This is a genomic window from Pedobacter roseus, from assembly GCF_014395225.1.
Classification (GTDB): Bacteria; Bacteroidota; Bacteroidia; order Sphingobacteriales; family Sphingobacteriaceae; genus Pedobacter; species Pedobacter roseus.
The window spans coordinates 6283761-6307471 of sequence record NZ_CP060723.1; the positions used below are offsets into that span (position 1 = coordinate 6283761).

24 protein-coding genes are annotated in these 23711 nt (G+C 38.3%); 19 read left to right on the forward strand and 5 right to left on the reverse strand.

Annotated features, from left to right (window positions below):
* Positions 1-234: 234 nt before the first annotated feature.
* Both H9L23_RS26115 and H9L23_RS26120 read right to left on the reverse strand, forming a co-directional pair.
* Positions 235-615 (reverse strand): GtrA family protein, encoded by a 381-nt coding sequence (locus H9L23_RS26115; RefSeq protein ID WP_187593021.1) that lies wholly within the window; start codon positions 613-615, stop codon positions 235-237.
* Between the two features lies 1 nt (position 616).
* A complete protein-coding gene (locus tag H9L23_RS26120) occupies positions 617-2257 on the reverse strand; it encodes an ArnT family glycosyltransferase (RefSeq protein WP_187593022.1) in 1641 nt (546 codons plus the stop codon).
* 83 nt (positions 2258-2340) lie between these two features.
* Between H9L23_RS26120 and H9L23_RS26125 the strand changes: the two genes are divergently transcribed.
* The 5 genes from H9L23_RS26125 (at position 2341) to H9L23_RS26145 (ending at position 9587) form a co-directional block, all read left to right on the forward strand.
* A complete protein-coding gene (locus H9L23_RS26125) occupies positions 2341-3057 on the forward strand; it encodes a pyridoxine 5'-phosphate synthase (protein WP_187593023.1) in 717 nt (238 codons plus the stop codon).
* 46 nt (positions 3058-3103) lie between these two features.
* The gene (locus H9L23_RS26130; protein ID WP_187593024.1) at positions 3104-3994 is read left to right on the forward strand and encodes an EamA family transporter; all 891 of its coding nucleotides are present in this window, start codon (positions 3104-3106) and stop codon (positions 3992-3994) included.
* 192 nt (positions 3995-4186) lie between these two features.
* Positions 4187-4750, forward strand: a complete 564-nt coding sequence (locus H9L23_RS26135; protein ID WP_187593025.1) for a hypothetical protein — start codon at positions 4187-4189, stop codon at positions 4748-4750.
* Positions 4751-5165: 415 nt separating this feature from the next.
* On the forward strand, positions 5166-8042 hold the full coding sequence (gene gcvP, locus H9L23_RS26140) for an aminomethyl-transferring glycine dehydrogenase (RefSeq protein ID WP_187593026.1): 2877 nt from the start codon (positions 5166-5168) through the stop codon (positions 8040-8042).
* A 537-nt stretch (positions 8043-8579) separates the two neighbouring features.
* Positions 8580-9587, forward strand: a complete 1008-nt coding sequence (locus H9L23_RS26145; protein WP_187593017.1) for an IS110 family RNA-guided transposase — start codon at positions 8580-8582, stop codon at positions 9585-9587.
* A gap of 95 nt (positions 9588-9682) precedes the next feature.
* On the opposite strand, the gene H9L23_RS26150 is transcribed toward H9L23_RS26145, so the two are convergent.
* On the reverse strand, positions 9683-10435 hold the full coding sequence (locus H9L23_RS26150) for an eCIS core domain-containing protein (protein WP_187593027.1): 753 nt from the start codon (positions 10433-10435) through the stop codon (positions 9683-9685).
* Positions 10436-10737: 302 nt separating this feature from the next.
* On the opposite strand from H9L23_RS26150, the gene H9L23_RS26155 reads away from it, so the two are divergent.
* The gene (locus H9L23_RS26155; RefSeq protein ID WP_187593028.1) at positions 10738-11325 is read left to right on the forward strand and encodes a YceI family protein; all 588 of its coding nucleotides are present in this window, start codon (positions 10738-10740) and stop codon (positions 11323-11325) included.
* Positions 11326-11574: 249 nt separating this feature from the next.
* Here H9L23_RS26155 and H9L23_RS26160 read toward each other — a convergent pair whose 3' ends face one another.
* On the reverse strand, positions 11575-12342 hold the full coding sequence (locus tag H9L23_RS26160; RefSeq protein ID WP_025145578.1) for an MBL fold metallo-hydrolase: 768 nt from the start codon (positions 12340-12342) through the stop codon (positions 11575-11577).
* 112 nt (positions 12343-12454) lie between these two features.
* On the opposite strand from H9L23_RS26160, the gene H9L23_RS26165 reads away from it, so the two are divergent.
* The 13 genes from H9L23_RS26165 to H9L23_RS26225 all read left to right on the forward strand — a co-directional run bounded on the left by H9L23_RS26165 (position 12455) and on the right by H9L23_RS26225 (position 22461).
* Complete coding sequence (locus H9L23_RS26165; RefSeq protein ID WP_187593029.1) at positions 12455-13780, forward strand: sulfatase-like hydrolase/transferase; 1326 nt, start codon at positions 12455-12457, stop codon at positions 13778-13780.
* Positions 13781-13883: 103 nt separating this feature from the next.
* Complete coding sequence (recJ, locus tag H9L23_RS26170) at positions 13884-15584, forward strand: single-stranded-DNA-specific exonuclease RecJ (RefSeq protein ID WP_187593030.1); 1701 nt, start codon at positions 13884-13886, stop codon at positions 15582-15584.
* Between the two features lie 59 nt (positions 15585-15643).
* The gene (lptB, locus tag H9L23_RS26175; protein WP_090502159.1) at positions 15644-16384 is read left to right on the forward strand and encodes an LPS export ABC transporter ATP-binding protein; all 741 of its coding nucleotides are present in this window, start codon (positions 15644-15646) and stop codon (positions 16382-16384) included.
* Positions 16385-16554: 170 nt separating this feature from the next.
* A complete protein-coding gene (locus H9L23_RS26180) occupies positions 16555-18072 on the forward strand; it encodes a GH3 auxin-responsive promoter family protein (protein WP_187593031.1) in 1518 nt (505 codons plus the stop codon).
* Positions 18073-18112: 40 nt separating this feature from the next.
* Positions 18113-18328, forward strand: a complete 216-nt coding sequence (locus H9L23_RS26185; protein ID WP_187593032.1) for a hypothetical protein — start codon at positions 18113-18115, stop codon at positions 18326-18328.
* A 5-nt stretch (positions 18329-18333) separates the two neighbouring features.
* Complete coding sequence (locus tag H9L23_RS26190) at positions 18334-18741, forward strand: putative toxin-antitoxin system toxin component, PIN family (protein WP_187593033.1); 408 nt, start codon at positions 18334-18336, stop codon at positions 18739-18741.
* A gap of 12 nt (positions 18742-18753) precedes the next feature.
* A complete protein-coding gene (locus tag H9L23_RS26195) occupies positions 18754-19161 on the forward strand; it encodes a hypothetical protein (RefSeq protein WP_187593034.1) in 408 nt (135 codons plus the stop codon).
* The gene (locus H9L23_RS26200) at positions 19162-19788 is read left to right on the forward strand and encodes a DUF2306 domain-containing protein (RefSeq protein ID WP_246474799.1); all 627 of its coding nucleotides are present in this window, start codon (positions 19162-19164) and stop codon (positions 19786-19788) included.
* A 23-nt stretch (positions 19789-19811) separates the two neighbouring features.
* Positions 19812-20696, forward strand: a complete 885-nt coding sequence (locus H9L23_RS26205) for a YARHG domain-containing protein (protein WP_187593035.1) — start codon at positions 19812-19814, stop codon at positions 20694-20696.
* 18 nt (positions 20697-20714) lie between these two features.
* Complete coding sequence (locus tag H9L23_RS26210; RefSeq protein WP_187593036.1) at positions 20715-21149, forward strand: YkvA family protein; 435 nt, start codon at positions 20715-20717, stop codon at positions 21147-21149.
* Entirely contained in the window at positions 21130-21450 is a 321-nt protein-coding gene (locus H9L23_RS26215; RefSeq protein WP_187593037.1) for a DUF2752 domain-containing protein, read from the forward strand. The genes H9L23_RS26210 and H9L23_RS26215 overlap by 20 nt, the downstream gene beginning before the upstream one ends.
* A gap of 8 nt (positions 21451-21458) precedes the next feature.
* Positions 21459-21953: a CCC motif membrane protein gene (locus H9L23_RS26220; RefSeq protein ID WP_187593038.1), complete on the forward strand. Its 495-nt coding sequence runs from the start codon at positions 21459-21461 to the stop codon at positions 21951-21953.
* A 97-nt stretch (positions 21954-22050) separates the two neighbouring features.
* Positions 22051-22461 carry a BrxA/BrxB family bacilliredoxin gene (locus tag H9L23_RS26225; RefSeq protein WP_025145566.1) on the forward strand — a complete coding sequence of 137 codons (411 nt, stop codon included), beginning with the start codon at positions 22051-22053 and terminating at the stop codon, positions 22459-22461.
* A gap of 402 nt (positions 22462-22863) precedes the next feature.
* Here H9L23_RS26225 and cdaA read toward each other — a convergent pair whose 3' ends face one another.
* Positions 22864-23655, reverse strand: coding sequence for a diadenylate cyclase CdaA (cdaA, locus tag H9L23_RS26230; protein ID WP_025145565.1), 792 nt, complete (start codon positions 23653-23655; stop codon positions 22864-22866).
* Positions 23656-23711 lie beyond the last annotated feature (56 nt).

Consider the following 23711-nt stretch of genomic DNA (forward strand, 5'->3'; position numbering starts at 1 on the left):
TGAACAAAGAAAAAGTAAAATTATGGTTTAAGCGGGTAGGGCTGGTAGGGTTTTTATTCTTCCTGATTAAAGGATTAATATGGCTTGTTGTGATATATTTTGTCGGCAAAAACGTTTCTTAACTAGTTGATGTGTTCATTGGTCATTAGTTCATTGGGCCGTGCAAATTGCAAAAATGCGGTGTTAATTAGTTGGTTTTTTCTTAATGTCCTTAATCCCTTAATGGTTAATTGCCTACCTGAAAGTAAACAACATATTTGCCAGAAAATTCCATACAAATACAATTACAATAGCAAAAAACTTCGCTACATAAAAGTTTGTCCCGTTTTTCCTTTGGTGGAAAAGATAAATGATAAAGGTATTTAAACCCAAGCCTATTAAACTTACCACTAAAAACTTACTGAATTCAGTTGCCCAATGAGTATTGGTACTCTCAAATGTCCATACCCGGTTAATGAGGTAATTATTGGTTACAGCAAGGGTAAATCCAATGGCGTTAGCAATATATTTATTGATTTTGATTTTCTCTTTGCACAGCCAGGTCGCCCCAAAATCGATTGCCATGCCGAGAAAACCTGTTAATCCAAATTTTAAAATGCGGAAAAATAAATCCATGCTAATGTATTTTAACCAAATAAAAATGTTCTAAAACCTGCGGGCGTGTTTTGGCATTGATGAATTTACCTGTTAATTTGGTAATGTGGTAATATTCAAATGATTTTAACACTTCGGCGTGGTATTCGGTTTTTAATCTTTCGAGTTCTGATTCCGGGGTGTAAATCACAAGATCTTTTTCATCTTTAGATTTATTCAGCTCCTCGTAACTCCAAAAGTATTTCGGTTCTCCATTGGCATAAAAATCGAACGAATAAGCATCAGGATGCATCAATACAGAAGCCTTTGCATCTGGATAATTTTCTTTTAACCATTTACCAGCCTGCATGCCCGATTCGTATTTCAAAACCGATGGATAGAAAAAAGCAGAAAGAAAAATCATTAAGCCAACCGAAATCATACTACTTCTTGCCAGCAGATTTTCAGTTTTTAATCCTTTGAAAATTAAAAAGGATACGGTCAGTAAAATAACTAAAACAGCAATTGCTATATAATTATTTGTAAAACCAAAAAAGACAGCAATAGCAGATAGAATCAAAACAATTAAAACTGCCAGTACATTTTGAACGGTAAAAAATACTTTTAAACTTTTTCCCTCCAGTTTCTGTAAGTACAAAGCCGTAATGATAGCAAACTGTGGCAAAATGATTAAAATATAATGCGGCAACTGGAATTTAGAAAGTGAAAACAATAGAAAGGTAATTGCTGCACTCGTCCAGATCATGATGCTTTCTGCTGGTAAATCAACCCGGTTTTTCTTTTTGAAAAGATTAACCACCGCAGTATAAAAAAGTATCGACCAGGGTAGAAAGGCCCAAAGGGTAGTGTGTAAAAAGAATGAAAAATCGCCTTTGCCTTTTATTGGTCCGTTATTAAAAAACCGGCCAAACTGGCTGTCCCAAAAGAAAAATTTTAAACCCGAAACACCCGTTTTTCCAAAAACTACCTTCTCCGGGTGTAAATCGAACTGAATATATAGAGTATAGAGTTCTGGAATAATAAAAACAAAAATCAATGCAATGGCAATCCACCATTTTGGCTTTAATAGCTGTTTAAACTGTTTGGTTAATAACCAGTAAATGATAAAACCACCAAAAACGGGGATCAGCACAAATATGCCTTTAATCATAATCGCACAGGCAGCAAAAAACGATCCGGCAACAATATGCCAGAAAGGACTTTGATGTGCTTTGTAATAATGATAAATGGCGGCCAGCGTAAATGTGGTAATATAAACCTCGGCACGTACATCAAAAGTTGAAATAAGGATATGCAGCGAACTTAAAAAAATCAGGGCGCTAATCAATCCTGTTTTTTCATTGTAAATGTCTTTTGTCAGTTTGTAAAGGTACCATGCACCCAATAACCCAAATAAAAAGGAAGGAAGTTTATAAGCAAAAGCCGTAATCCCGAAAATTTTAAATGAGGCAGCGGCCAGCCCAAAAGTTAAGTGTGGTTTGTCTAACCAATCTGCACCTCTAACATAAATATTGATCCAATCATTACGCAACACCATATTTTTAGCTATGGATGCATAAAGTGCAGAATCGGGTTCCATTACCCCACCAAAAAGTGCCAATATACTCACTAAAGCAATCAGGGCAATTAAAATTTTATATAGGGAGGTGTCTTTCAAGTTCATTTACAGGAAGCAAATATGAGCAAAAAAAAGTCAAATTTTTTTAAGGTTTAAGATTAACAGGGGCAAAGCCTTATCTTTGCTTTATGACAAAGTTATCGGTTAACATCAATAAAATTGCTACGCTCCGCAACAGCCGCGGGGGTAATAATCCTGATTTAGTTAAAGTTGCATTAGATTGCGAACGTTTCGGCGCGCAGGGAATTACGGTACACCCACGCCCTGATGAACGCCATATCCGTTACCAGGATGTGTACGATTTAAAAGCCGTTATTGCTACAGAGTTTAATATTGAAGGAAATTGTAAAGAAGATAAATTTGTTGATCTGGTTTTGGCCAACAAACCTGCCCAGGTTACTTTGGTACCCGATGCCGAAGGTCAGATTACCTCTAACCATGGCTGGGATACCATCAAACATAAAGATTACCTGAAAGAAATGGTGAGTGTTTTCCAGAAAGAGGGTATCCGTGTTTCTATTTTTGTTGATCCGGTTGTAGAAATGGTTGAAGGCGCAGCTGAAACCGGAACAGATCGTATCGAGTTATATACAGAGGCCTATGCGCATAATTATTTTGCCGATCGGGAAAAAGCAATTGTTAATTATATCGCGGCTGCCCATCATGCCAATACTCTAGGTTTGGGCATTAATGCCGGCCATGATCTGGATCTGCACAACCTGCATTATTTTGCACAAAGCATCCCGGGTTTATTGGAAGTTTCTATCGGTCATGCTTTAATTAGCGACGCACTTTATTTAGGTTTAGAAACTACCGTTCAGAAATATTTACAACAATTGGCTTAACTAAGTTAGGCCAGTGTTGATACCCGATACTAACATATAATTTATAATGTTAAAAGGAATTCTCCTTGTTTTTTTTGGTGCCTGCAGTTTTGGTATCCTCTCTACTTTTGTTAAACTCGCTTATCACGAAGGTTATACTTTAGGTGATGTTACCGGGGCCCAGGCTTTCTTCGGAGCCGTAATTTTATGGGTGTTATTTTTCTTCCAAAGTAGAACAACGGCTTACAAAGCTAAAGCGGTTCCTGCTAAAACGCCCTGGTGGAAAATGGTAATCGCAGGAACCTGTACAGGTTTGGTGAGTATCTTTTACTATCAATGCGTAAAATTGGTGCCTAATTCGGTTGCCATTATTTTATTAATGCAGTTTATATGGATGAGTATCTTAATGGAATACCTCATTTTTAAAAAGAAACCTACCGTCTTACAGTTAGCGGCTATTTTATTGGTTTTAGGAGGTACTGTATTGGCCAGCGGAATGGTAGAAACCAGCATTGGAAGTATGGATTTAAAAGGCATTGGTTTCGGCTTGCTGGCTGCACTGTGTTATGCAGGCTTTTTACTATTGAGCGGTAGGATAGGAAATGAATATGCTCCGCTAAAGAAAAGTGCCCTGATGATAACCGGTGCCTGTATATTAATCTTCATCATCTTCCCGCCAACATTTTTATTTAATGGTGCTTTGGGAGGAAGTTTATTAAAATGGGGTTTAATTATTTCTGTTTTTGGTACCGTAATACCGCCATTATTTTATGCCGAAGGCGTGCCGAGAATTGGTACGGCCATTAGTTCCATTTTAAGCGCGGCAGAATTACCAGTTGCGGTAATGATGGCAGGGTTTGTACTGCAAGAGCAGGTTTCATTTTTGAGGTGGGTTGGAGTTGTGGTAATTTTATCGGCGATGGTTTTGCCGAATTTAAAATATCTAAAAAAGAAATAATCTCATTTTTACCACAAAGTACACAGAGTGAAGGCACAGAGGGCAAAAAGCAGGGCTGTTATTTCTAACAATTAAGGATGTAGGATGCCTGAAGTCTCTGTTCTCTCTGTGAAAACTTAGTGTGCTCTGTGGTTTATATTGGTAGCATATCAAAAAAATAAATATCTTTAAAAAAGCATAGAGCATATACACATGAAAAAACTTCCTATTTATATTTTATCCTTTATTATCATTGGTTTAGCCGCGTGTAAAACCAAAACCACCATCAATCAGGATGAAGCCGCTGAAGTGATTACCAGTTATCTGAAAGCCAATCCGGAATATAAAACCACCAGGTTTAAGTTTGGCGAGATGAAATTCAACAGTACAAACGATATGTTCGAACTGGGGAAGTATAAATCTTTGGCCAGTAAAGGTTTGGTTACCTTAAGCTTAAAAGAAGCTAAAAAGAAATTCCTTTCGAAAGATAGCAGTTTTGTTTATCAGATTACCTTAACCGATAAAGCAAGTCCATTGGTGTTGAAACAGGATGGCGACAGGGCCACGGTAAAAGTGGTAGAATATGTGCTGTCAGACGAAAAACCAGTTGATTTTGCACAAGTAAACTCAAGCACTGCAAAAGTTACGGTATCCTTAAAAATGAATACTACCGATTTCGAACCTTTTGATAAAGAAGCTAATAAAAACAGTAATTTCATTACTAAAACTTATAAATTAAAGTTGAGTAAAGATGAAGGTTGGAAAGTGCAGAAGTAAGGGGGAGGACTAAAGCGGAAAGACCAAAGACCAAAGACCAAAGCTGAAAGCCCGAATTAATAGTTGGTGCTCCTATTGCATCCTGCAATCTCTGTTTCTTGCATTTTCTTCATTTTTAAACCCGACAGCAGTGGAAATCCTTTTTGCTGCAGAAGCTCCGTGCCTCAGCATGACAGGATCGCAAAAAGATTGAAACGAATGGCGGGAACAAACTTAAATTTTAGCACAGCCACTGCTTTCCAAATAATCAAAATATTGGCTCAAAATTGAACAAACGTTTGTCTTGATTGCAAGCCGATAATCTACCTTTTTTGTCGCTTTTAAGTATAAATAAGACGCCTTTTTTACACTGATTGATAGTGAAATACAGCTTCATTTTTGCTACCTTTGCACGCAAATTTATTATTCATACCGCATGAGCTTAAATATCCACTACAAGGAAGATTTTCAAAATCGTCATATTGCGCCAAATGAGGCAGATACAGCCGAAATGTTGCAAACTGTTGGCGTAAATTCTATTGATGAGCTGATTGAACAAACTGTTCCGGCGGCAATTAGGTTAAAACAGCCTTTAAATTTGCCTGCTGCGAAATCAGAAACTGAATATCTTGGTGCTTTAAAACAAACTTCATTGTTAAATAAAGTTTTCAAAAGCTTTATCGGTCAGGGTTATTATGATACCATTACCCCGGGTGTAATTTTACGTAACGTATTCGAAAATCCAGGATGGTACACACAATATACGCCATACCAGGCAGAAATTGCACAGGGCCGTTTACAGGCTTTATTAAATTTCCAAACCATGGTTATAGATTTAACCGGGATGGAAATTGCCAATGCATCTTTATTGGATGAAGGTACTGCTGCTGCTGAGGCCATGTTTATGCAATACAGCTTGCGTAAAAACCAGGCAGCTAAAAAATTCTTCGTTTCGGAACTTGTTTTTCCTCAAACGATCGATATTTTAAAAACACGCGCCAATCCTTACGGCATTGAACTGGTTATCGGAAGTCATTTAGATTTCGTTGCTACTGAAGAATTTTTTGGTGCAATTGTTCAGTACCCTGCAGGAAACGGTGAAGTTTTCGATTATAAAAACTTTGCAGCTGAATTACACAGCAAAAATATTAAATTAACGGTAGCTGCCGATATTTTAAGCTTAACCTTATTAATGCCTCCGGGTGAGTGGGGAGCTGATGTGGTAGTAGGTACTACACAGCGCCTGGGTATACCAATGGGTTTTGGTGGACCGCATGCTGCATTTTTTGCGACTAAAGAAGAATATAAACGTAACATCCCTGGCCGTATAATCGGTGTAACCATCGATAGTCATGGCGATTACGCTTTACGTATGGCTTTGCAAACCCGCGAGCAACACATTCGTAGAGATAAGGCAACTTCAAATATATGTACTGCGCAGGCATTGCTAGCTATTATGGCTGGTTTCTACGCTGCTTACCACGGTCCGAAAGGATTAAAAGCCATTGCAGAACGTACACACGGTTTGGCCATCAGTTTAGCCTCTACTTTAAAAGGTTTAGGTTTTGAACAGTTAAACTCAGCTTATTTTGACACCATTCGTTTCGATTTAGGTGATTTAAAAGGCGGTATCCATTCTGGATGTATCGATAACGAAATCAACTTAAACTATGTTGGTAACGTAGCCACCATTTCGTTCGACGAAACCAGCACTTTCGAAGATGTAGCTTTAATTGCTAAAATCTTTGCAAAGGTTAAAGCCATTGCTGCCGATCAGGTTGAGGTGGTAGAAAATGTAGAAACCGTTATTCCAGCCGCTTTACAACGTACTACGGCTTATTTAACCCACCCAATTTTTAACTCGCACCACTCAGAACATGAGATGTTGCGTTATATCAAGTCATTAGAAGCAAAAGATTTATCGCTTTGCCACTCAATGATTGCTTTGGGTAGCTGTACCATGAAATTAAATGCTACCGCAGAAATGATTCCGGTTACCTGGTCTCACTTTGGCCGTGTGCATCCATTTGCCCCTGCCGATCAGGTATTGGGTTACTATTCGGTTTTCAACGAATTGGATAAATGGTTAAGTGAAATTACCGGTTTTGCGGCAATGAGCTTACAGCCAAACGCTGGTGCTCAGGGCGAATATGCAGGTTTAATGGTTATCCGTGCTTATCACCACGATAGAGGCGATTTTCACCGTAACGTAGCATTAATTCCAGCTTCGGCACACGGAACCAACCCTGCTTCTGCGGCAATGGCCGACATGAAAATTGTAGTGGTTAAATCTTTAGAAAACGGTAACATCGATGTTGAAGATTTAAAAGCGAAAGCAGAATTACATAAAGATAATTTATCGTGTTTAATGGTAACTTATCCATCTACACACGGGGTGTTCGAAGAAAGCATTATCGAAATCTGCGAAACCATCCACGCTAACGGCGGACAGGTTTATATGGATGGTGCCAACATGAACGCACAGGTTGGTTTAACAAGCCCAGCCAATATCGGCGCCGATGTTTGTCACTTAAACTTACACAAAACTTTCTGTATCCCTCACGGTGGAGGAGGTCCTGGTATGGGTCCAATTGGTGTGGCGAAACACCTGGTTCCTTATCTTCCAGGTCATGCTGTGGTTGATATCGACAAAGGAAAATCTATTTCTGCAGTTTCATCTGCACCATGGGGTTCGGCTTCGATCTTAATCATCTCTCATGCTTATATTGCGATGATGGGTGCTAATGGTTTAACCAATGCCACTAAATATGCGATTTTAAACGCAAACTACATGAAAGCGCGTTTAGAGCAACACTATCCGGTACTTTATTCAGGCGCTCAGGGACGTTGTGCTCACGAGATGATTTTAGATTGCCGTTCGTTCAAAGCTTTCGGAATTGAAGTAACTGATATTGCAAAACGTTTAATGGATTACGGTTTCCACGCACCAACAGTATCATTCCCGGTTGCGGGTACCTTAATGGTTGAGCCTACAGAATCAGAGCCTAAACATGAGTTAGATCGTTTCTGTGATGCACTAATCGCCATTAAAAACGAAATTACTTCGGTAGAAAACGGAACTTTAGATAAAACAGATAATCCTTTAAAAAATGCACCTCATACGGTTTCGGTTATTACCGCTAACGAATGGGATCATGCTTATAGCCGTCAAACTGCTGCGTTCCCACTTCCTTATGTGTTAGAGCGTAAGTTCTGGCCTTCAGTTGGGCGTGTTAACGATAGCCATGGTGATAGGGCATTAATCTGCGCTTGTCCGCCGATTGAGAGTTACTTAGAAGAGATCGTTCCTTAAGGTTGAGGGTAGAAAGGATGAGGGTTTAAGGTTTTTCTTTCCATCGCCTTAGTCCAAATGCCTAGGTTCGTGTCCTCACGAACATATTGATCTGCAAGTTTTATGGATTCATACCATAAAGCTTGCAGATTTTTTTTTGGAAATGAATACCAGTTTTCCATCGGATGTTGCAGCCCTGCCATTCGCTTCAATCTTTTTGTGGTACTGTCATGCTGAGGTACGAAGCATCTGCATGCTATGAAACAGATGCTTCGTACCTCAGCATGACATAGTATTCAAGGTTGCTGCAAACAAAAAGGATTTTCGCTGCTGTCCCTTAGGTTTGTGAGTACTTAAAAATATATGAACTTTGAATATATAAAACCTTAACGGCAGTGCTGCACTATTACTCTGTCTAGATTAAAGATCTAAAACCTGTATTAGAGCACTGCCGTTTGTTGAACAAGAACCATATAGAATTTTAGTCTGGCAGGACCATTAAGGGATTTAGTTTTATTCAACATGAAGGTTTAATCTCAACTTAAGATAACCAAATTTATGAATTACAAATTATTTGCAGGCATCGACATTTCAAAACTGAAAACAGATGTAGTCTTTTTTCTTGCTGAGGATCCCGATGAATGTTTCCATGGCACTTTTGCCAACAGTGATGCTGGCTATACAGAGATGATTACCTGGATCCATCATCTTACCAAACTGTCCATATCAGATATGTTCTTTTGCGCAGAAGATACTGGAATCTATGCACTTCCTGCGTGTACTTTTTTTAGTGATCAGGGTGGAAACCTCTGGGTTGAGAATGCGCTCAGATTAAAGCGGTCCCTGGGGCTCAAAAGAGGTAAGTCAGACAAGGCAGATGCTGCAGCTATAGCAGAATATGGTTTTATCCATAGGCGGAAAGCCTTTTTATTTAGTATGCCCAGCAAGACGATAAGCAAGATCAAATACCTATTATCATGCAGGAGACAGCTGGTAAAGCAACAGACCGCACTGAAGAATGTTTGTGGAGAGCTTGAGGAATTTGACAGGGAATCTGCTAAGTTCACCCTGCAAATCAGAAAGGCATTAATCAACGAATATGATAATAAGATAAGTTTGTTAGAGGAAAAACTTTTGTGTTATGTAAAGGAGGATGCCTTATTGGAAAAACAATATAGACTCGTCAACTCAGTATATTGTATCGGACCACAGACCGCAATGTTCATTGTGGTTCTTACCCAAGGGTTTTCCCTATTTGATAACCCAAGAAAGTTTGCTTGTTACTGCGGCCTGGCCCCTTTTGGTAAAAAATCGGGAACAACCCTTAACACAAAACCCAAGGTCAGTCACCTGGCCAATAAACGGATCAAAACCTTATTGACAATGTGCGCATTGAACACCATTAAAAAAGACAATGAATTTAAGAGATATTATGATAGAAAAATAAAAGAAGGGAAACATCATTCATCAATCTTGAATGTACTTAGAAATAAGCTTGTCAGTAGGGCATTCTCGGCTGTAGCGAATGACAGGCCATATGTAAAAGACTATCAATTGGTCGCATAAAAAAAAATAAGAAATTGCTTGGATTAACCATAGAATACAGGTTTAGGGAGGAGGGGCTGGGGGGGTAAAGGTATTTAACTAAGCTGTTGCTTTATCTATAATTTAGCTGCTTTTGATCCCATTTCATCAGCTGCTTTTTCTAAGCTGGTATTATCATTAACACTGGTGTTGGATTTTAATTGTGCTGTTGCTTTAACCCTGCCTTGTTTTTGTTCTACAACATGCCATGCCTCATGCGGTAAATGTTCTTTCTGGTTTGGAACTATGTGAATATTCATGCCCTGTGCGTATGCCGAAGCCGCCAATTGTGCCGGTTTATCAGAATTGAAATGAACACGAACATCGTCCATCGAATGGCCCGAAAGGGCTTCAATTCCATTTTTTAAATTATCAGGTAAATCTTTTGATGAGCCTTCAGAATTAACATTATAACCTAATATTTTAATTTGGTTATTTTCTGCTGTCAGGGTAATGGTTTCTTTCGATTGGAATTTTGTTCTTTCAACGATATAATAAAGTACATAGTTGGCTGAAGCATTGGAGCCTTTTACCACTTTGGATTCCCAGTGATCTAATTTTTCACTTTTTATTTCACCAAGTTTATTTGCAGTGGCAATTAAAAATTCGTTCAGCTTTTCAGGTTTGGTAACAGCTGTAAACCGTGGACTAAAAAATGAATTTAGTTTGTCAAATTCTTTTTTCTCCAGCAATTTGTAAAACTCATCCGTTACTTTTTCAGCATCTTTTTTATCTTCTTCGCGGTTTAGATAAGTGCTGTTAAAGTTGCAGCTGGTTAAGGCAAACAATAAGCATAATAGGTATAAGGTAGCGTAAGTTTTATTTTTCATAAATGCATTTAGATTTTATTTTTTAAATATAATATTATTTATTCCACCAATAAGTAGAACTAAACTAAGAATTAAAAATATTGATTATTCGCATGTACAGGTTGTGGCACAGAAACCTTTCGCCTTTAAACCTTCCACCCTCTACCTTTTTTCCATCCAAACAAATTAAACCTTAACATAATCCTGCAGTCAATAGAATGATTTTAAATAAATCCGATTATTTTTGAAAAAACTTAACATAGGTCAACAACAAGAGATTGGTAGTTCATCTATATTTGTATCAAATTTTAAAAAACCAGAAAATGAAATTAAAAATTAGCTCAATTTTTTTATTAGTGGCAGTAGTAGCATTGTCAGCTTTTAAAAACCCAACCAAACCAGTAACTTATACTGTAGATGCAGCAAAATCGACCATCACCTGGATTGGTAAAAAAGTAACAGGTTCTCATAACGGAACAGTGGCTTTACAATCAGGTACCTTAGCCGTTAACGGTAAAAGTGTAACTGGTGGTACTTTTGTAATCGATATGGCTTCAATTAAAGATGCTGATGGCAGCGCGAAATTAGAAGGTCACTTAAAAGCGGACGATTTCTTCGGTACAGCTAAATTCCCAACTTCAACTTTCGTAATTACTAAAGTTGCGGGTTCAGGTGCTAACGTAACGGTAACAGGTAATTTAACCATCAAAGGTATCACTAAACCACTAAGCTTCCCTGCAACTGTAACTGTTAATGCAGATGGAACAGCTTCAGCTTTAGCTGGTAAAATCGTTGTTGACAGAACTAAATATGACATCAAATACGGTTCGAAATCATTCTTCGATAGCATTGGCGACAAAGCAATTGATGATAACTTCGAATTAGCTGTTAAATTGGTAGCTAAGAAATAATTATTTCCGTCTCGGAAAATGAAAGCCCCGGCATTTGTCGAGGCTTTTTTGTTTTAACCGCAAAGAGGGCTAAGTTTAACGCGAAGGGGCACTAAGTTATGTCAGTCTGAGCGAAGTCGAAGACTAACCACCGAGAACACCGAGTTTTGCACAGAGAGGCAAAGAGTTTTTAAGAATTTTGGATAGCACCCAACTCTGTGTACTTCGCGCCTTTTCTCTGTGAGCTTTGTGGTAAAAAAGCGAGTAGAGTTACCTAATCTTAAACCCGCCCTCAACAGCATCCACAAAACCAGTTGCAGCACTTTTGCCATGGTAGAATAAACATTCCCAGTTTTCTTCTGCAGCTCTTTTTCCAAATTCTTTTCTTAATTCCATTGCCTTGCGACCGTCGAAATCATATTTTGCAATAAAATTTTTAACTAGTTCTTCAGGCTCAGGCAAAACATCGCCACCAAAAAATACCTTTTGATTGCCTTCGGTTAAAAGAAAAACCTGGTGGTTAGGGCAGTGTGCGCCAGTAAATTCGTAAGCAATGGTTTCATCCAATGCACCATCTCCCTCAACAAACTTCAACTGCGCATTTCGCTGCACAAAATCGAAAATATCGGTATGGTAAGACGAGGAAGTGCTGCTAAAAGCGGTTTCCCATTCGCCACGGTTAATTACATATTCTGCATCAGGGAAACTCAATTCAACTTTATCGTTGCCTTGTTTATGGATCATACCGCCGGAGTGGTCGTAATGTAAATGCGACATTAAAACTTTGGTTACGTCAGTTGGATCGAAACCTGCATTGCGGATATTTTTATGTAAAATCAGTTCGCCGTGGTCATCACTAAAACCTAAACCCGTATCAAAAAGCACGAGGTCGTTTTTCAGCTCCACCAAAAAAGGCTGAACATTGATGAATAATGAAGCAGGTCTGTCTTTAAAACTATGTATGGCTGGGTCGAAAGGCACAAATTTCTTTGATGCATCAACAGAATAGGTTCCTTCGAATAGGGTGTGAACTTGCAAAATGTTATTTTTTAATGTTTATACAAAGGTAACAATCTAAACATTAGTATTTGTTTCGGTAAAAGCTTGGATACTTCCTTTTTTTGTAAAATATGATGCTTAAATTTCAGGCATGAATCTTCGAATCTTAATTTTTCTGCTGGCTTGCAGCCTTTCCATACAGTTAAAAGCACAACAAAAGCCAAACGTAATAATTGTATTGGCCGATGATATGGGTTATGCCGATATTTCATGTTATGGAAGTCCGCTGATAAAAACACCTTTCTTAGATGGAATGGCCGCGAAAGGAGTAAAAGCAACAAACTTTGTAACTACCTCGCCAACCTGTACACCATCAAGGGCATCATTGCTAACCGGCAGGTATTGCAGCAGGATGGATCTGCCATGGCCAATAGGCCCGGGCGACAAACGTGGCATACCTGAAGATGAGGTTACCATTGCACAGATGCTTAAACAATCGGGTTATGCTACCGCTTTGGTGGGCAAATGGCATTTGGGCGATCATGGCGTTTCATTGCCCAATAAAAAAGGATTTGATGAGTTTTACGGTCTTTTATACAGTCATGATTATAGGGCACCTTATGTAAAAACAGATACCACGATCAAGATTTTCAGAAATACAAAACCAGAGATTTATAAACCACACGATAGTATTTTAACGAGTTCTTATACCCGCGAGTCGATTAAATTCATTAAAAAAAGTGCAGCAGAAAAGAAACCGTTTTTTCTTTACCTGGCGCAGAATATGCCGCATTTACCTGTGGCATTTGCCGCTCAAAAAAGCAGAAAAACACCTTCGGCAGGAGGCGAATTGGGTGATGTAATTGAAGATATGGATGCAGCTTTAGCCGCAATCTGGAAACAGGTAGTCGCTTCCGGACAAGCTGATAATACCATTTTTATCTTCACCAGCGATAATGGCCCGTGGATTAATGCGCCACAACGGATGTATGATGATGGCTTTACCAAATTTTACCACGTAGGTTCTGCCGGGATTTTTAGGGGTTCGAAAGGTATCTCTTACGAAGGTGGTCACCGTGTTCCGTTTATCGTATATTGGAAAGGCCATACCCTTAACAATACCCAGTTAACCAAACCCATTTCTAATCTGGATGTTTTTCCTACGCTGGCTGAGTGGACCAAAAGCAAACTACCTCAAAGAGTGTATGACGGTGAATCTGTTTCGGGATTACTTACCAACAAAGCTTATAGTAAAACACATCGCCCAATCTACTACCATAATTATGTTTTAGAAGGAGTGAAAGATGGTGACTGGAAACTCAGGATTACCAAAAAGGATGATAAAGAACTTACTGAACTGTACAATTTATCCTGGGATCCGGCTGAGCGTGTAAATTTAATTGATGATGCCAAATATGCAGATCAGAAAGCACATTTAATGAAACTTTATGCGGCATATCCTGGAAATTCAAAGTAAAACCTAACTTTTTGTTATTAAGGCGGTTGTTTGTCAGCTCACTAGAGATTGCCTCCATCATATCCAATTAAAATGTATATTTACTGTTCGGAGACAGAATAAAATGGAAAAAAGATGGGTGCTGGCATCGGATTGTAATGATGGCACAGTAACAAAAATAGCAGAACAGCTCAACATAGACCGCTCATTGGCACAAATACTGGTGCAGCGGAATATTTGTGATTTCGATCAGGCAAAAGATTTCTTCAGGCCAGACCTCGATCATCTTCACGATCCTTTTTTAATGAAGGATATGGATGTTGCTATTGCCCGTATCGAAACTGCATTAGCTACCCACGAAAAAATATTGATCTATGGCGATTACGATGTAGATGGCACAACTTCTGTTGCACTGGCTTTCAGTTTCTTTTCACAGCTCACTAAAAACATCGAATATTATATTCCCGATCGCTATCTGGAAGGTTATGGCATTTCTACCGCGGGGATTGATTATGCAAATGAAAATGGATTTTCATTAATCATTGCCTTAGATTGTGGGATAAAATCGATTGATAAAATTGATTACGCCAACACTTTGGGTGTTGATTTCATCATCTGCGACCACCATTTACCCGGAGATGAATTGCCTCAGGCCATTGCGGTTTTAGACCCTAAACGTGCTGATTGCCCATATCCTTTTAAAGAATTGGCCGGCTGCGGTATTGGGTTTAAGCTGGCGCAGGCTTATGCGCAAAAACATCAGCTTCCTAAAGAAACTTACCTGCAATATTTAGATTTGGTAATGGTGAGCATCGCTGCCGATATTGTACCAGTAGTAGGCGAAAACAGGATTTTGGCTTATTATGGGCTGAAAAAATTAAATTCCAATCCTTGTGAGGGCTTGAGGGCTTTAATGGAAGTTTCGGGCAAAACCGAAAATTACAGTATTACCGATGTGGTTTTTACATTAGGTCCGCGGATTAATGCCGCTGGCAGGATAGACCACGCCAAACATGCCGTTGCCATGCTGCTTTGCCAGGTGGATAGTAACTCATTGGAGCAAAGCGAACTCATCAACCTTAAAAATACCGAACGAAAAACTTACGATCAGGACATTACCCGCGAAGCCTTGGCACTAATTGGCGAAAGTGAAATCCTCATCAACAGGAAAACCACCGTAGTGTTTAACGAGAGCTGGCATAAGGGAGTAATCGGGATAGTGGCTTCGCGTTTAACCGAAAAATATTACCGCCCAACAATCGTACTCACTAAATCTAATGGTCATGTAGCCGGTTCCTGCCGCTCGGTGGTGGGTTTTGATTTATATGAAGCTTTAAGTGGATGCGCGCATTTATTGGATCAATATGGCGGGCATAAATTTGCTGCCGGCTTAACCATGCAAGAGCATAACATTGATGCTTTTTCAGATAAATTTGAAGAAATTGTATCTGCAAGCATTACAGAAGAACTGCTTACCCCAATGATCAGGATCGATGCCGAAATTGAACTGGCACAAATAGACGGTAAGTTTTATAGGGTTTTATCACAGATGGGACCATTCGGACCAGAAAATATGTCGCCGATTTTTGTGACACATAATGTATACCTGGCACAACATGCCATGGCTGTTGGCCAAAATCATTTAAAAATTAATATAAAACAACAAAATTCGCCTATTTTTGAAGGCATTGCATTCGGATTGGCAGAATTTCAAAATCTTTTACAACCAAAGGTGCCGTTTTCCGTTTGTTATACGTTAGAAGAAAACGTATGGCGTGATAAAAAACGCTTGCAATTAAATATTAAAGGAATAAAAGTTAATTAAATAAACTAAATCCAAACCTCGTAGGTTTTCGAAACCTACGAGGTTTAGTATTAAGATATATGATACTAAAAGCCGAAAATCTGGTTAAAAAATACAAACAGCGCACTGTTGTAAACAACGTTTCCTTTAACGTAAGTCAAGGGGAAATTGTTGGGCTTTTAGGCCCGAACGGTGCAGGAAAAACAACTTCCTTTTACATGATCGTAGGTTTGATCAAACCAAATGAAGGCCGTATTTTTTTAGAGGAAGAAGACATTACCGAAGATCCGATGTACCGCAGAGCGCAAAAAGGAATCGGTTATTTAGCCCAGGAAGCGTCTGTTTTTAGAAAACTTACTGTAGAAGATAATATCCTGGCCATTTTGGAGATGAGCAAATTGACTAAGGAAGAACAACGTGATAAACTCGAAGAGCTGATCAACGAGTTTAGTTTACACAAAGTGCGTAAAAACCGTGGCGATTTATTATCAGGTGGTGAGCGCCGCCGTACCGAAATTGCCCGTGCTTTAGCGGCCAACCCTAATTTCATTTTATTGGATGAACCTTTTGCAGGTGTGGATCCGATTGCCGTAGAAGAAATTCAAAGTATTGTAGCCAAATTAAAACATAAAAATATCGGTATTTTAATTACCGACCACAACGTACAGGAAACACTGTCGATTACCGATAGGGCATACCTGCTTTTTGAAGGTAAAATTTTAGAACAGGGCGTTCCGGAAGTGCTAGCTGAAAATGAAATGGTGAGAAAAGTTTACCTGGGATCGAATTTCGTGTTGAAACGTAAGAAATTCGATGTTTAAGTAACAATAAGCAAACAAAATTTAACTTGGTGTGTTGCCTAATCGCGACGTTAAACCAAAAGCTATAAAATTATTTACTGTGTATAAAAATCTGTGTGTATCCTCGTTAAACCAAGGGCAGATGTGAAAATCTGTGGCAAAATGATGCCCGTTAATTTTAACATTTAAAGATGGCATTTGTAAATTCAATTTTTACCTGGTTAATGAAAAAGCGGATCCACCAGATCGAGCTTTTTATGAAATATCCCTACGACGTTCAGGAAGAATGGTTTCATACTTTGATCGATAGTGCAGAAAATACTGAATGGGGAAGGCATTACGATTATAAATCGATTTTAACCCAACAGCAATACCAGGAACGCGTTCCCATTCAAAATTACGATACCTTAAAGCCTTATATTGAGCGCATGCTCAATGGCGAACAGAATATTCTTTGGCCGTCTGATATCAAATGGTTTGCAAAATCATCGGGTACCACCAGCGATAGAAGTAAGTTTATCCCGGTTTCTCCAGAATCATTAGAGGAATGCCATTTTAAAGGTGGTAAGGATATGCTTTCCATCTATTGCAACAATCGGCCCGATAACCAGATGTTTACCGGAAAAGGTTTGGTTTTAGGTGGCAGCCATCAGGTAAACCAATTAAATGAAGATTGTTTTTATGGCGATTTATCGGCTGTGCTGATCAAAAACCTTCCAATATGGGCCGAATATTACCGTACGCCTGATATGTCTATTGCTTTGATGGATAATTACGAAATCAAGATGGATCGAATGGCCGAAGCCACCATCAATGAAAACGTAACCAGTATCTCAGGAGTACCCACGTGGACCATCGTACTGGCAAAAAAAGTGCTCGAACTTACCGGGAAACGGAATTTACTGGAGGTTTGGCCAAACCTCGAACTTTATATCCATGGTGCAGTAAATTTTGCCCCTTATCGCGAGCAGTTTAAGCAACTGATCCCATCCGATGACATGTATTATCTCGAAACTTACAATGCATCCGAAGGATTTTTTGGTATTCAGGATCAGGATAATTCAGAAGAAATGTTGCTGATGCTTGATTACGGTATCTTCTATGAATTTGTTCCGATGGAAAATATAGGAGATGAAAATCCTAAAGCTTTATTGCTTGGCGAGGTAGAACTGCATAAAAACTATGCTATTGTGATTTCGACCAATGGTGGTTTATGGCGCTACATGATCGGCGATACCATTCAGTTTACCTCACTTTCTCCTTATCGCATCAAAATTACCGGGCGGACCAAACATTTTATCAATGCTTTTGGTGAAGAAGTGATTATTGACAATGCAGAACAGGCCTTAACCAAAGCCTGTCTGGAAACTGGTGCGGAAATAAAAGATTACACCGCCGGACCCATCTATTTTAAAGGAGAAAAAGCCGGAGGGCATGAGTGGATCATCGAATTTGATAAACAGCCTAATGATTTTGAAAAGTTTATAGATATCATGGATGGCACATTGCGGGAAGTTAACTCTGATTACGATGCTAAACGCTTTAAAGATATGGCGCTGGCCCGTCCTAAGGTACACAATGCTCCTGAAAATACTTTTTACAACTGGTTAAAGGCAAAAGATAAACTAGGCGGACAGCATAAAGTGCCACGCCTGGCCAATGAGCGTAAATATGTTGATGATATTCTGGAAATGATGAAATCATCTTAAAATATTATTGATTATATTTGTTTAGTTCACAATTAAGAATATGGAAGCTACAGGAAAATTGACGAATGTTCAGCTTGAGCTATTAAAATTATTTCAATATAATTTACCTGATGCTCAGTTGAATGATATTAAAGAAATATTGGCAAAATACTTTGCAAAATTGGCGTCTGATGAAATGGATAAACTCTGGGATGAAAACAATTGGAATGAAAGTACAATTGAGTCTTGGAAGAGCGAACACCTAAGGAAAAAGTAGCATTAATGAAAGTTGTACTTGATACGAATGTACTTCTTATTTCAATTCCTAAAAAATCAAAATATAGGTCAATCTTCGATGCACTAATTAATGGGCATTTCCAGGCTGTAATTAGTAACGATATTTTATCTGAATATGTCGAAATTATAGAACAAAAGACAACTTTCCTAATTGCAAGTAGCATCGCTGAATTATTGCTACATCTTAAAAATGTAGAAAAGGTTGATATTTATTTTGAATGGAAACTAATTTTATCTGATTTAGATGATAATAAATACGTTGATGCATACGTGTGCGGTAATGCTGATTATATCATAACTAATGATCATCATTTTAAAATCTTGAAACAAATAGAATTTCCTAAAGTTAATATTCTAACAATTGATGAGTTTTTAACAACGATCGAAAAATAATGCTACTCAAACATGAAAAATATACTCTTCTTTATTTTTATTCTGGGATTATCAATAAATCATTCAAAAGCCCAGGTAAAAGAAATCTATAAAGCACAGATTGCGTATAAAATTGTAGAAACTTCTCCGCGTTGTAAACAACTTACCAAAGGACTTTACGAAAGGGTAGTGAAAAATGGCGGTACCTCTTACGGTGTTATGCTCGAGAGCAGCCCTAACCCTAAAACCGATCCATCACAGGAATACTCCAAAACCTATAATTTTAACCTGCACGAAAGTTACCCGGATAGGATGCCTGTTATCGCTAGGTTTGTGTTCGATCCCAAGAAACAGCAGCTTTACGAAGATAATGTGGTAAATGCACAATTGGTTGCCATAGCCTTCGATAAAAAATTACTCGCGCTATTCAATAAAAAATAAATGAAAAGCATCAGCTATAAACAGGTGGCCTGGCTATTGTTTTTTACGTACTTTTTTATGCTGATGGTGCAGCTTACTTTGCGTTATGTCCCGCTGAGCAGTGAAGTATCCTTTCTGCAGATCAAGCAGACCGAAGTATCCGGAATAAAAGCCTACCTGCCCATATTTTATGTGCATGTATACAGTGCTATATTTGTGTTATTAGCTGGTTTTACACAGTTTAATGCCAGAATTTTAACTAACTATCCTAAAATACACAAATCTTTAGGCTATTTGTATGTGAGCTTTGTGTTAGTGTTTGCCTCACCATCCGGTATTTTTATTGGTTGGTTTGCAAATGGAGGCTTAATAGCAAAAACCTCATTTATAATTTTGGGTATTTTATGGTTCTGGTTTACCTTAAAAGCCACCTTATTGATCCTGAAAAGAAAAATAACTGCTCATAAAAAGTTTATGTACCGCAGTTTTGCCCTGGCAGCTTCGGCCATCACTTTAAGGCTATGGAAAGTTATTTTAGTATATTTATTCCACCCGGCGCCGATGGATGTGTATCAGATTATTGCCTGGCTGGGCTGGATACCCAATTTGTTGATTGCCGAGTGGCTGATCAAAAAGAAGATTGTTTGACCTATAAAAACAAATAAAACACTATGAAAAAAATCTTATTACTCGCTCTGATCCCTTTTTTGATGCTCTCATGCAGAGACACGAAAAAGAAAGATAATGTAAAATCCACAGCAGTTGCTCAGCCAGAAATCCACAAAGAACTGTACGGTTTTTGGGTTGGTGATTTTTACACAACAGATGAATTAGAGTACGAAGGAGATATGTCGGATGCTGTTAAAAAACTGAATATCAACATCAAAAAAATCACTAAAGATACGGTAATTGCACAAAGCGTAGTTTCTGGTAACAGCCGTCCGCTATTGGGTAAATTATCTGAAGACGGAAGTAAAATCACTTTGGTTTTAGATGAGCCAGGCACCGAAAAATACGATGGAAAATTTGAAATCACACTGGTTGGCGATACCTTAATAGGAAAATGGAATGCCTACAAAAAAGAACTTAAATGGCCTGAAAAAGAATTTAAATTACTCAAAAAGAACTTTGAATATAATGCAAACCTGATGCTGCCATCAGAATCGAGTTATGTAGACTGGAGTGATCACAAGATGGTAAAAAGAGTGGATACTTTAGAGGATGGTACAGTTGATTCCCTTGAGGCCAATCCTTTTTATAGAAGTGCATCCGAACAGATTTTTAAATTAAACGCATCAACCAACGTACTAAAAGAAGAGGATGTAAAGAATTTAAGAAAACTCGATCTGCAGATTATCAAAAATACCATTTTTGCCAGACATGGTTATGCTTTTAAAAAGCAGACCTTTAGAAATTTTTTCGATCCGGTAGAATGGTATGTTCCTGTAAAAAACAACGTTGATAATGATCTAACGGCTGTTGAAAACAAAAATATTAAGTTATTAGACCGCTTTACAAAATACGCTGAAGATAATTATGATGCTTTTGGCCGTTAATTTGTAATATAATTAACTATGAAATTGAACAGGGAAAAAATATTAGGTTTCTTTAAAAAATCCGAAAGCAAGGCTTCGGTGATTCTAAGTAATAAAACCAAAGCCAATAAAACTATAAAAGATGCTTTAGGCAAGGCCGTCACCAATAAAGGTGATCTGGAAGGCGTTTGGTCTAAACTGGTTCTGCTTTTCGCTGTATCAAAGGATTATGTAAATGGCGACTACAATGAAATCCCCAAAAGATCAATCATTGCCATTTTGGGAGGATTAATATACTTTTTGTCGCCGATAGATGTGATTCCGGATTTTGTACCTGTGCTGGGGTTTGTTGATGATATTTATATCTTAAACCTGGTTTATAGACAGGTAGTTAAAGATCTTGAAAAATATAAAGCCTGGAAAGATGCCCAGGGGAAATTTATCGGTGATATTAATGGTTCAACAGCAACATAGTTTTCTCGATTGGTTGGGAAATCACCTTTTTAGCTGTCCTTTTAAAGCGAATTTTGGGATAGATTGTCCAGGTTGTGGCTTACAGCGTTCGGTTTTAGCCTTATTTAGAGGAGATCTGATTGCTTCTTTTAAATTTTATCCCGCAACAATCCCACTCCTTTTTGTGGTTTTGTTTACCATTGTTCACCTCAAAGTAGATTTTAAGTTTGGGGCACAGCTCATTAAAATCGTTTTTGCAGGTGTTGCAGTAATTATCTTAATCAATTACATTTACAAAATATATACTCACCAATTGATCTAAATATACCGATGTCAGAAGAACAAGGAAATCCCGAAGAAAATAAACCCATTGATCTTTCAAAGAATCAAAATCCCGAACCAGCACCTTTTCAGCCACTTGATCAGGGACCTGCAACGCCACCACCTTTCCAGCAACCGCCGCCATTTCAGCAGCCGCCGCCGTTTGGTCAGTTTGGAGGAGGTTTTGGTCAGCAAAACTTACCTAATGCAACAGCTTCACTTGTAATGGGGATTTTGGCCATTCCCGCTTGTTGCTTTTATGGCATATTTGGTTTGATTTTCGGTGTAATTGCCTGGATATTGGGCGCAGGTGATATGAAAAAGTATCAGTTAAATCCCAGTTTATATACCGAATCATCTTTTAAAAATGCGAAGGCAGGTAAAATCTGCGGAATGATTGCGACCATTTTAAGTTTATTATTTATTGTTGTTGTTGTACTTATTATTGCAGGCGCAATAGCTAACCCTCAGATGTTTGACAACTTTATAAAAGGTATGAAGTAGTGAATTAATTTTACCTTAAAAATATAAATCGAATGGTGCATGCCATTCGATTTTCTTATTTTTGTACCATTGAAATTGTAAATAAAAAATTAAGATAATGTATCCAGAATATTTAGTAGAACCAATGCGTAAGGAATTAACTAACGTTGGTTTTCAAGAATTAAAAAACGCAGCAGACGTAGATCAAGCCATTAAAGGCGAAGGTACAGTGTTGGTAGTGGTGAACTCTGTTTGTGGTTGCGCGGCAGCAAATGCACGCCCGGCAGCCAGAGCAGCAGCAGCACACGAAAAACATCCTGATAAACTGGTTACCGTTTTTGCAGGTATGGAAAAAGAAGCAGTAGATCAGGCCAGGAACTACATGATGCCTTTCCCTCCATCTTCGCCGGCAATGGCATTATTTAAAGATGGTAAATTGGTACACATGATTGAGCGTCACCAGATTGAAGGTCGTCCGGCACAAATGATTGCTGATAACCTGATTGGTGCTTTTGAGCAATATTGCTAAAGATTGATTGTACAGATTGAGGGATTACATCAATAGGTGATTCTTAAAATTATATTGAAAAGGTGAGTGGAAACATTCGCCTTTTTGCGTTTTTAGAGTTGCTAAACTAACTGGTTTATTTTTGCCACGGAAGCACAGAAACACGGAGTATTAATCGTTATGCCATCCTGAGGGATAATAATTTTCATAAAAATCAATATAAATGACAGGTTTTTTTGGCAAAATGATAGGCTGCGTGAGATCGGCATTCCCCACTCGATTGGGAACCACGGAGTGCTCATAGATACCTTTGAAACAAGGTAAGCTTATGAATAATCGTAATGCAATAAGCTTTAATATTCCCGCCTACGCGGGAATGACGATCAATCTTAGGATGACGACTCCTTCTTTAATCTGTTTTTACTAAAAATCCTTATTCAGCAATTTCTCCAATTCCCCGAAAGAAACATTCATCCTTACACGACCTTGCTTTGCATAAGAGATTTCTCCTGTTTCTTCTGAAATAATTACCGCAACAGCATCTGTGGTTTCAGAAACACCAATCCCGGCACGGTGCCTTAAACCAAATTGCGATGGCAACTGGTCGTTATCTGTTAAGGGTAAAATACAACTGGCACTTTTAATTTTATTTTCAGAAATCACCACGGCACCATCATGCAGCGGACTGTTTTTCTGGAAGATACTTTCCAATAAACGTTTTGATATTTTGGCATCCACAATCTCACAGCTATTAGCGAAAAACTGTTCGTCGTAAAATTTAACAAATACCATTAAAGCACCCGTACGTGTTTTTTTCATGGTTTTACAGGCATCAATAATGGGTTTTATCCTGGTTAAATTATTTCTTTCTATCTCTTTTCTGCCAAATAAATAACCCCACCAGGCTTTGTTTTTCTGTAAAAAGGCATTTTTTCCGATCAGTAAAAGGAAACGCCTGATCTCCGGGTGGAAAATTACAATCAGGGCTATAATCCCCACACTCATAAACTTGTCTATGATTGCGGTTAGCAGTTCCATGTGTAAAGCCTTTACTATCCAGTAAAAAACTGTAATAATAAACATCCCTACAAGCAGGTTAACGGCTAGCGTATTGCGGATTAGGGTATAAACGTAGTAAATTAATAAGGCCACCAGAATGATATCAACGATATCAGTTGGCGATACTTTAAGGAAGTCAAAATCAAAACCTTTCATTTAGTGGCAAGATAGCAAAACGGATTTCAGTATACAAGATAGGTTAATTGTTTAAA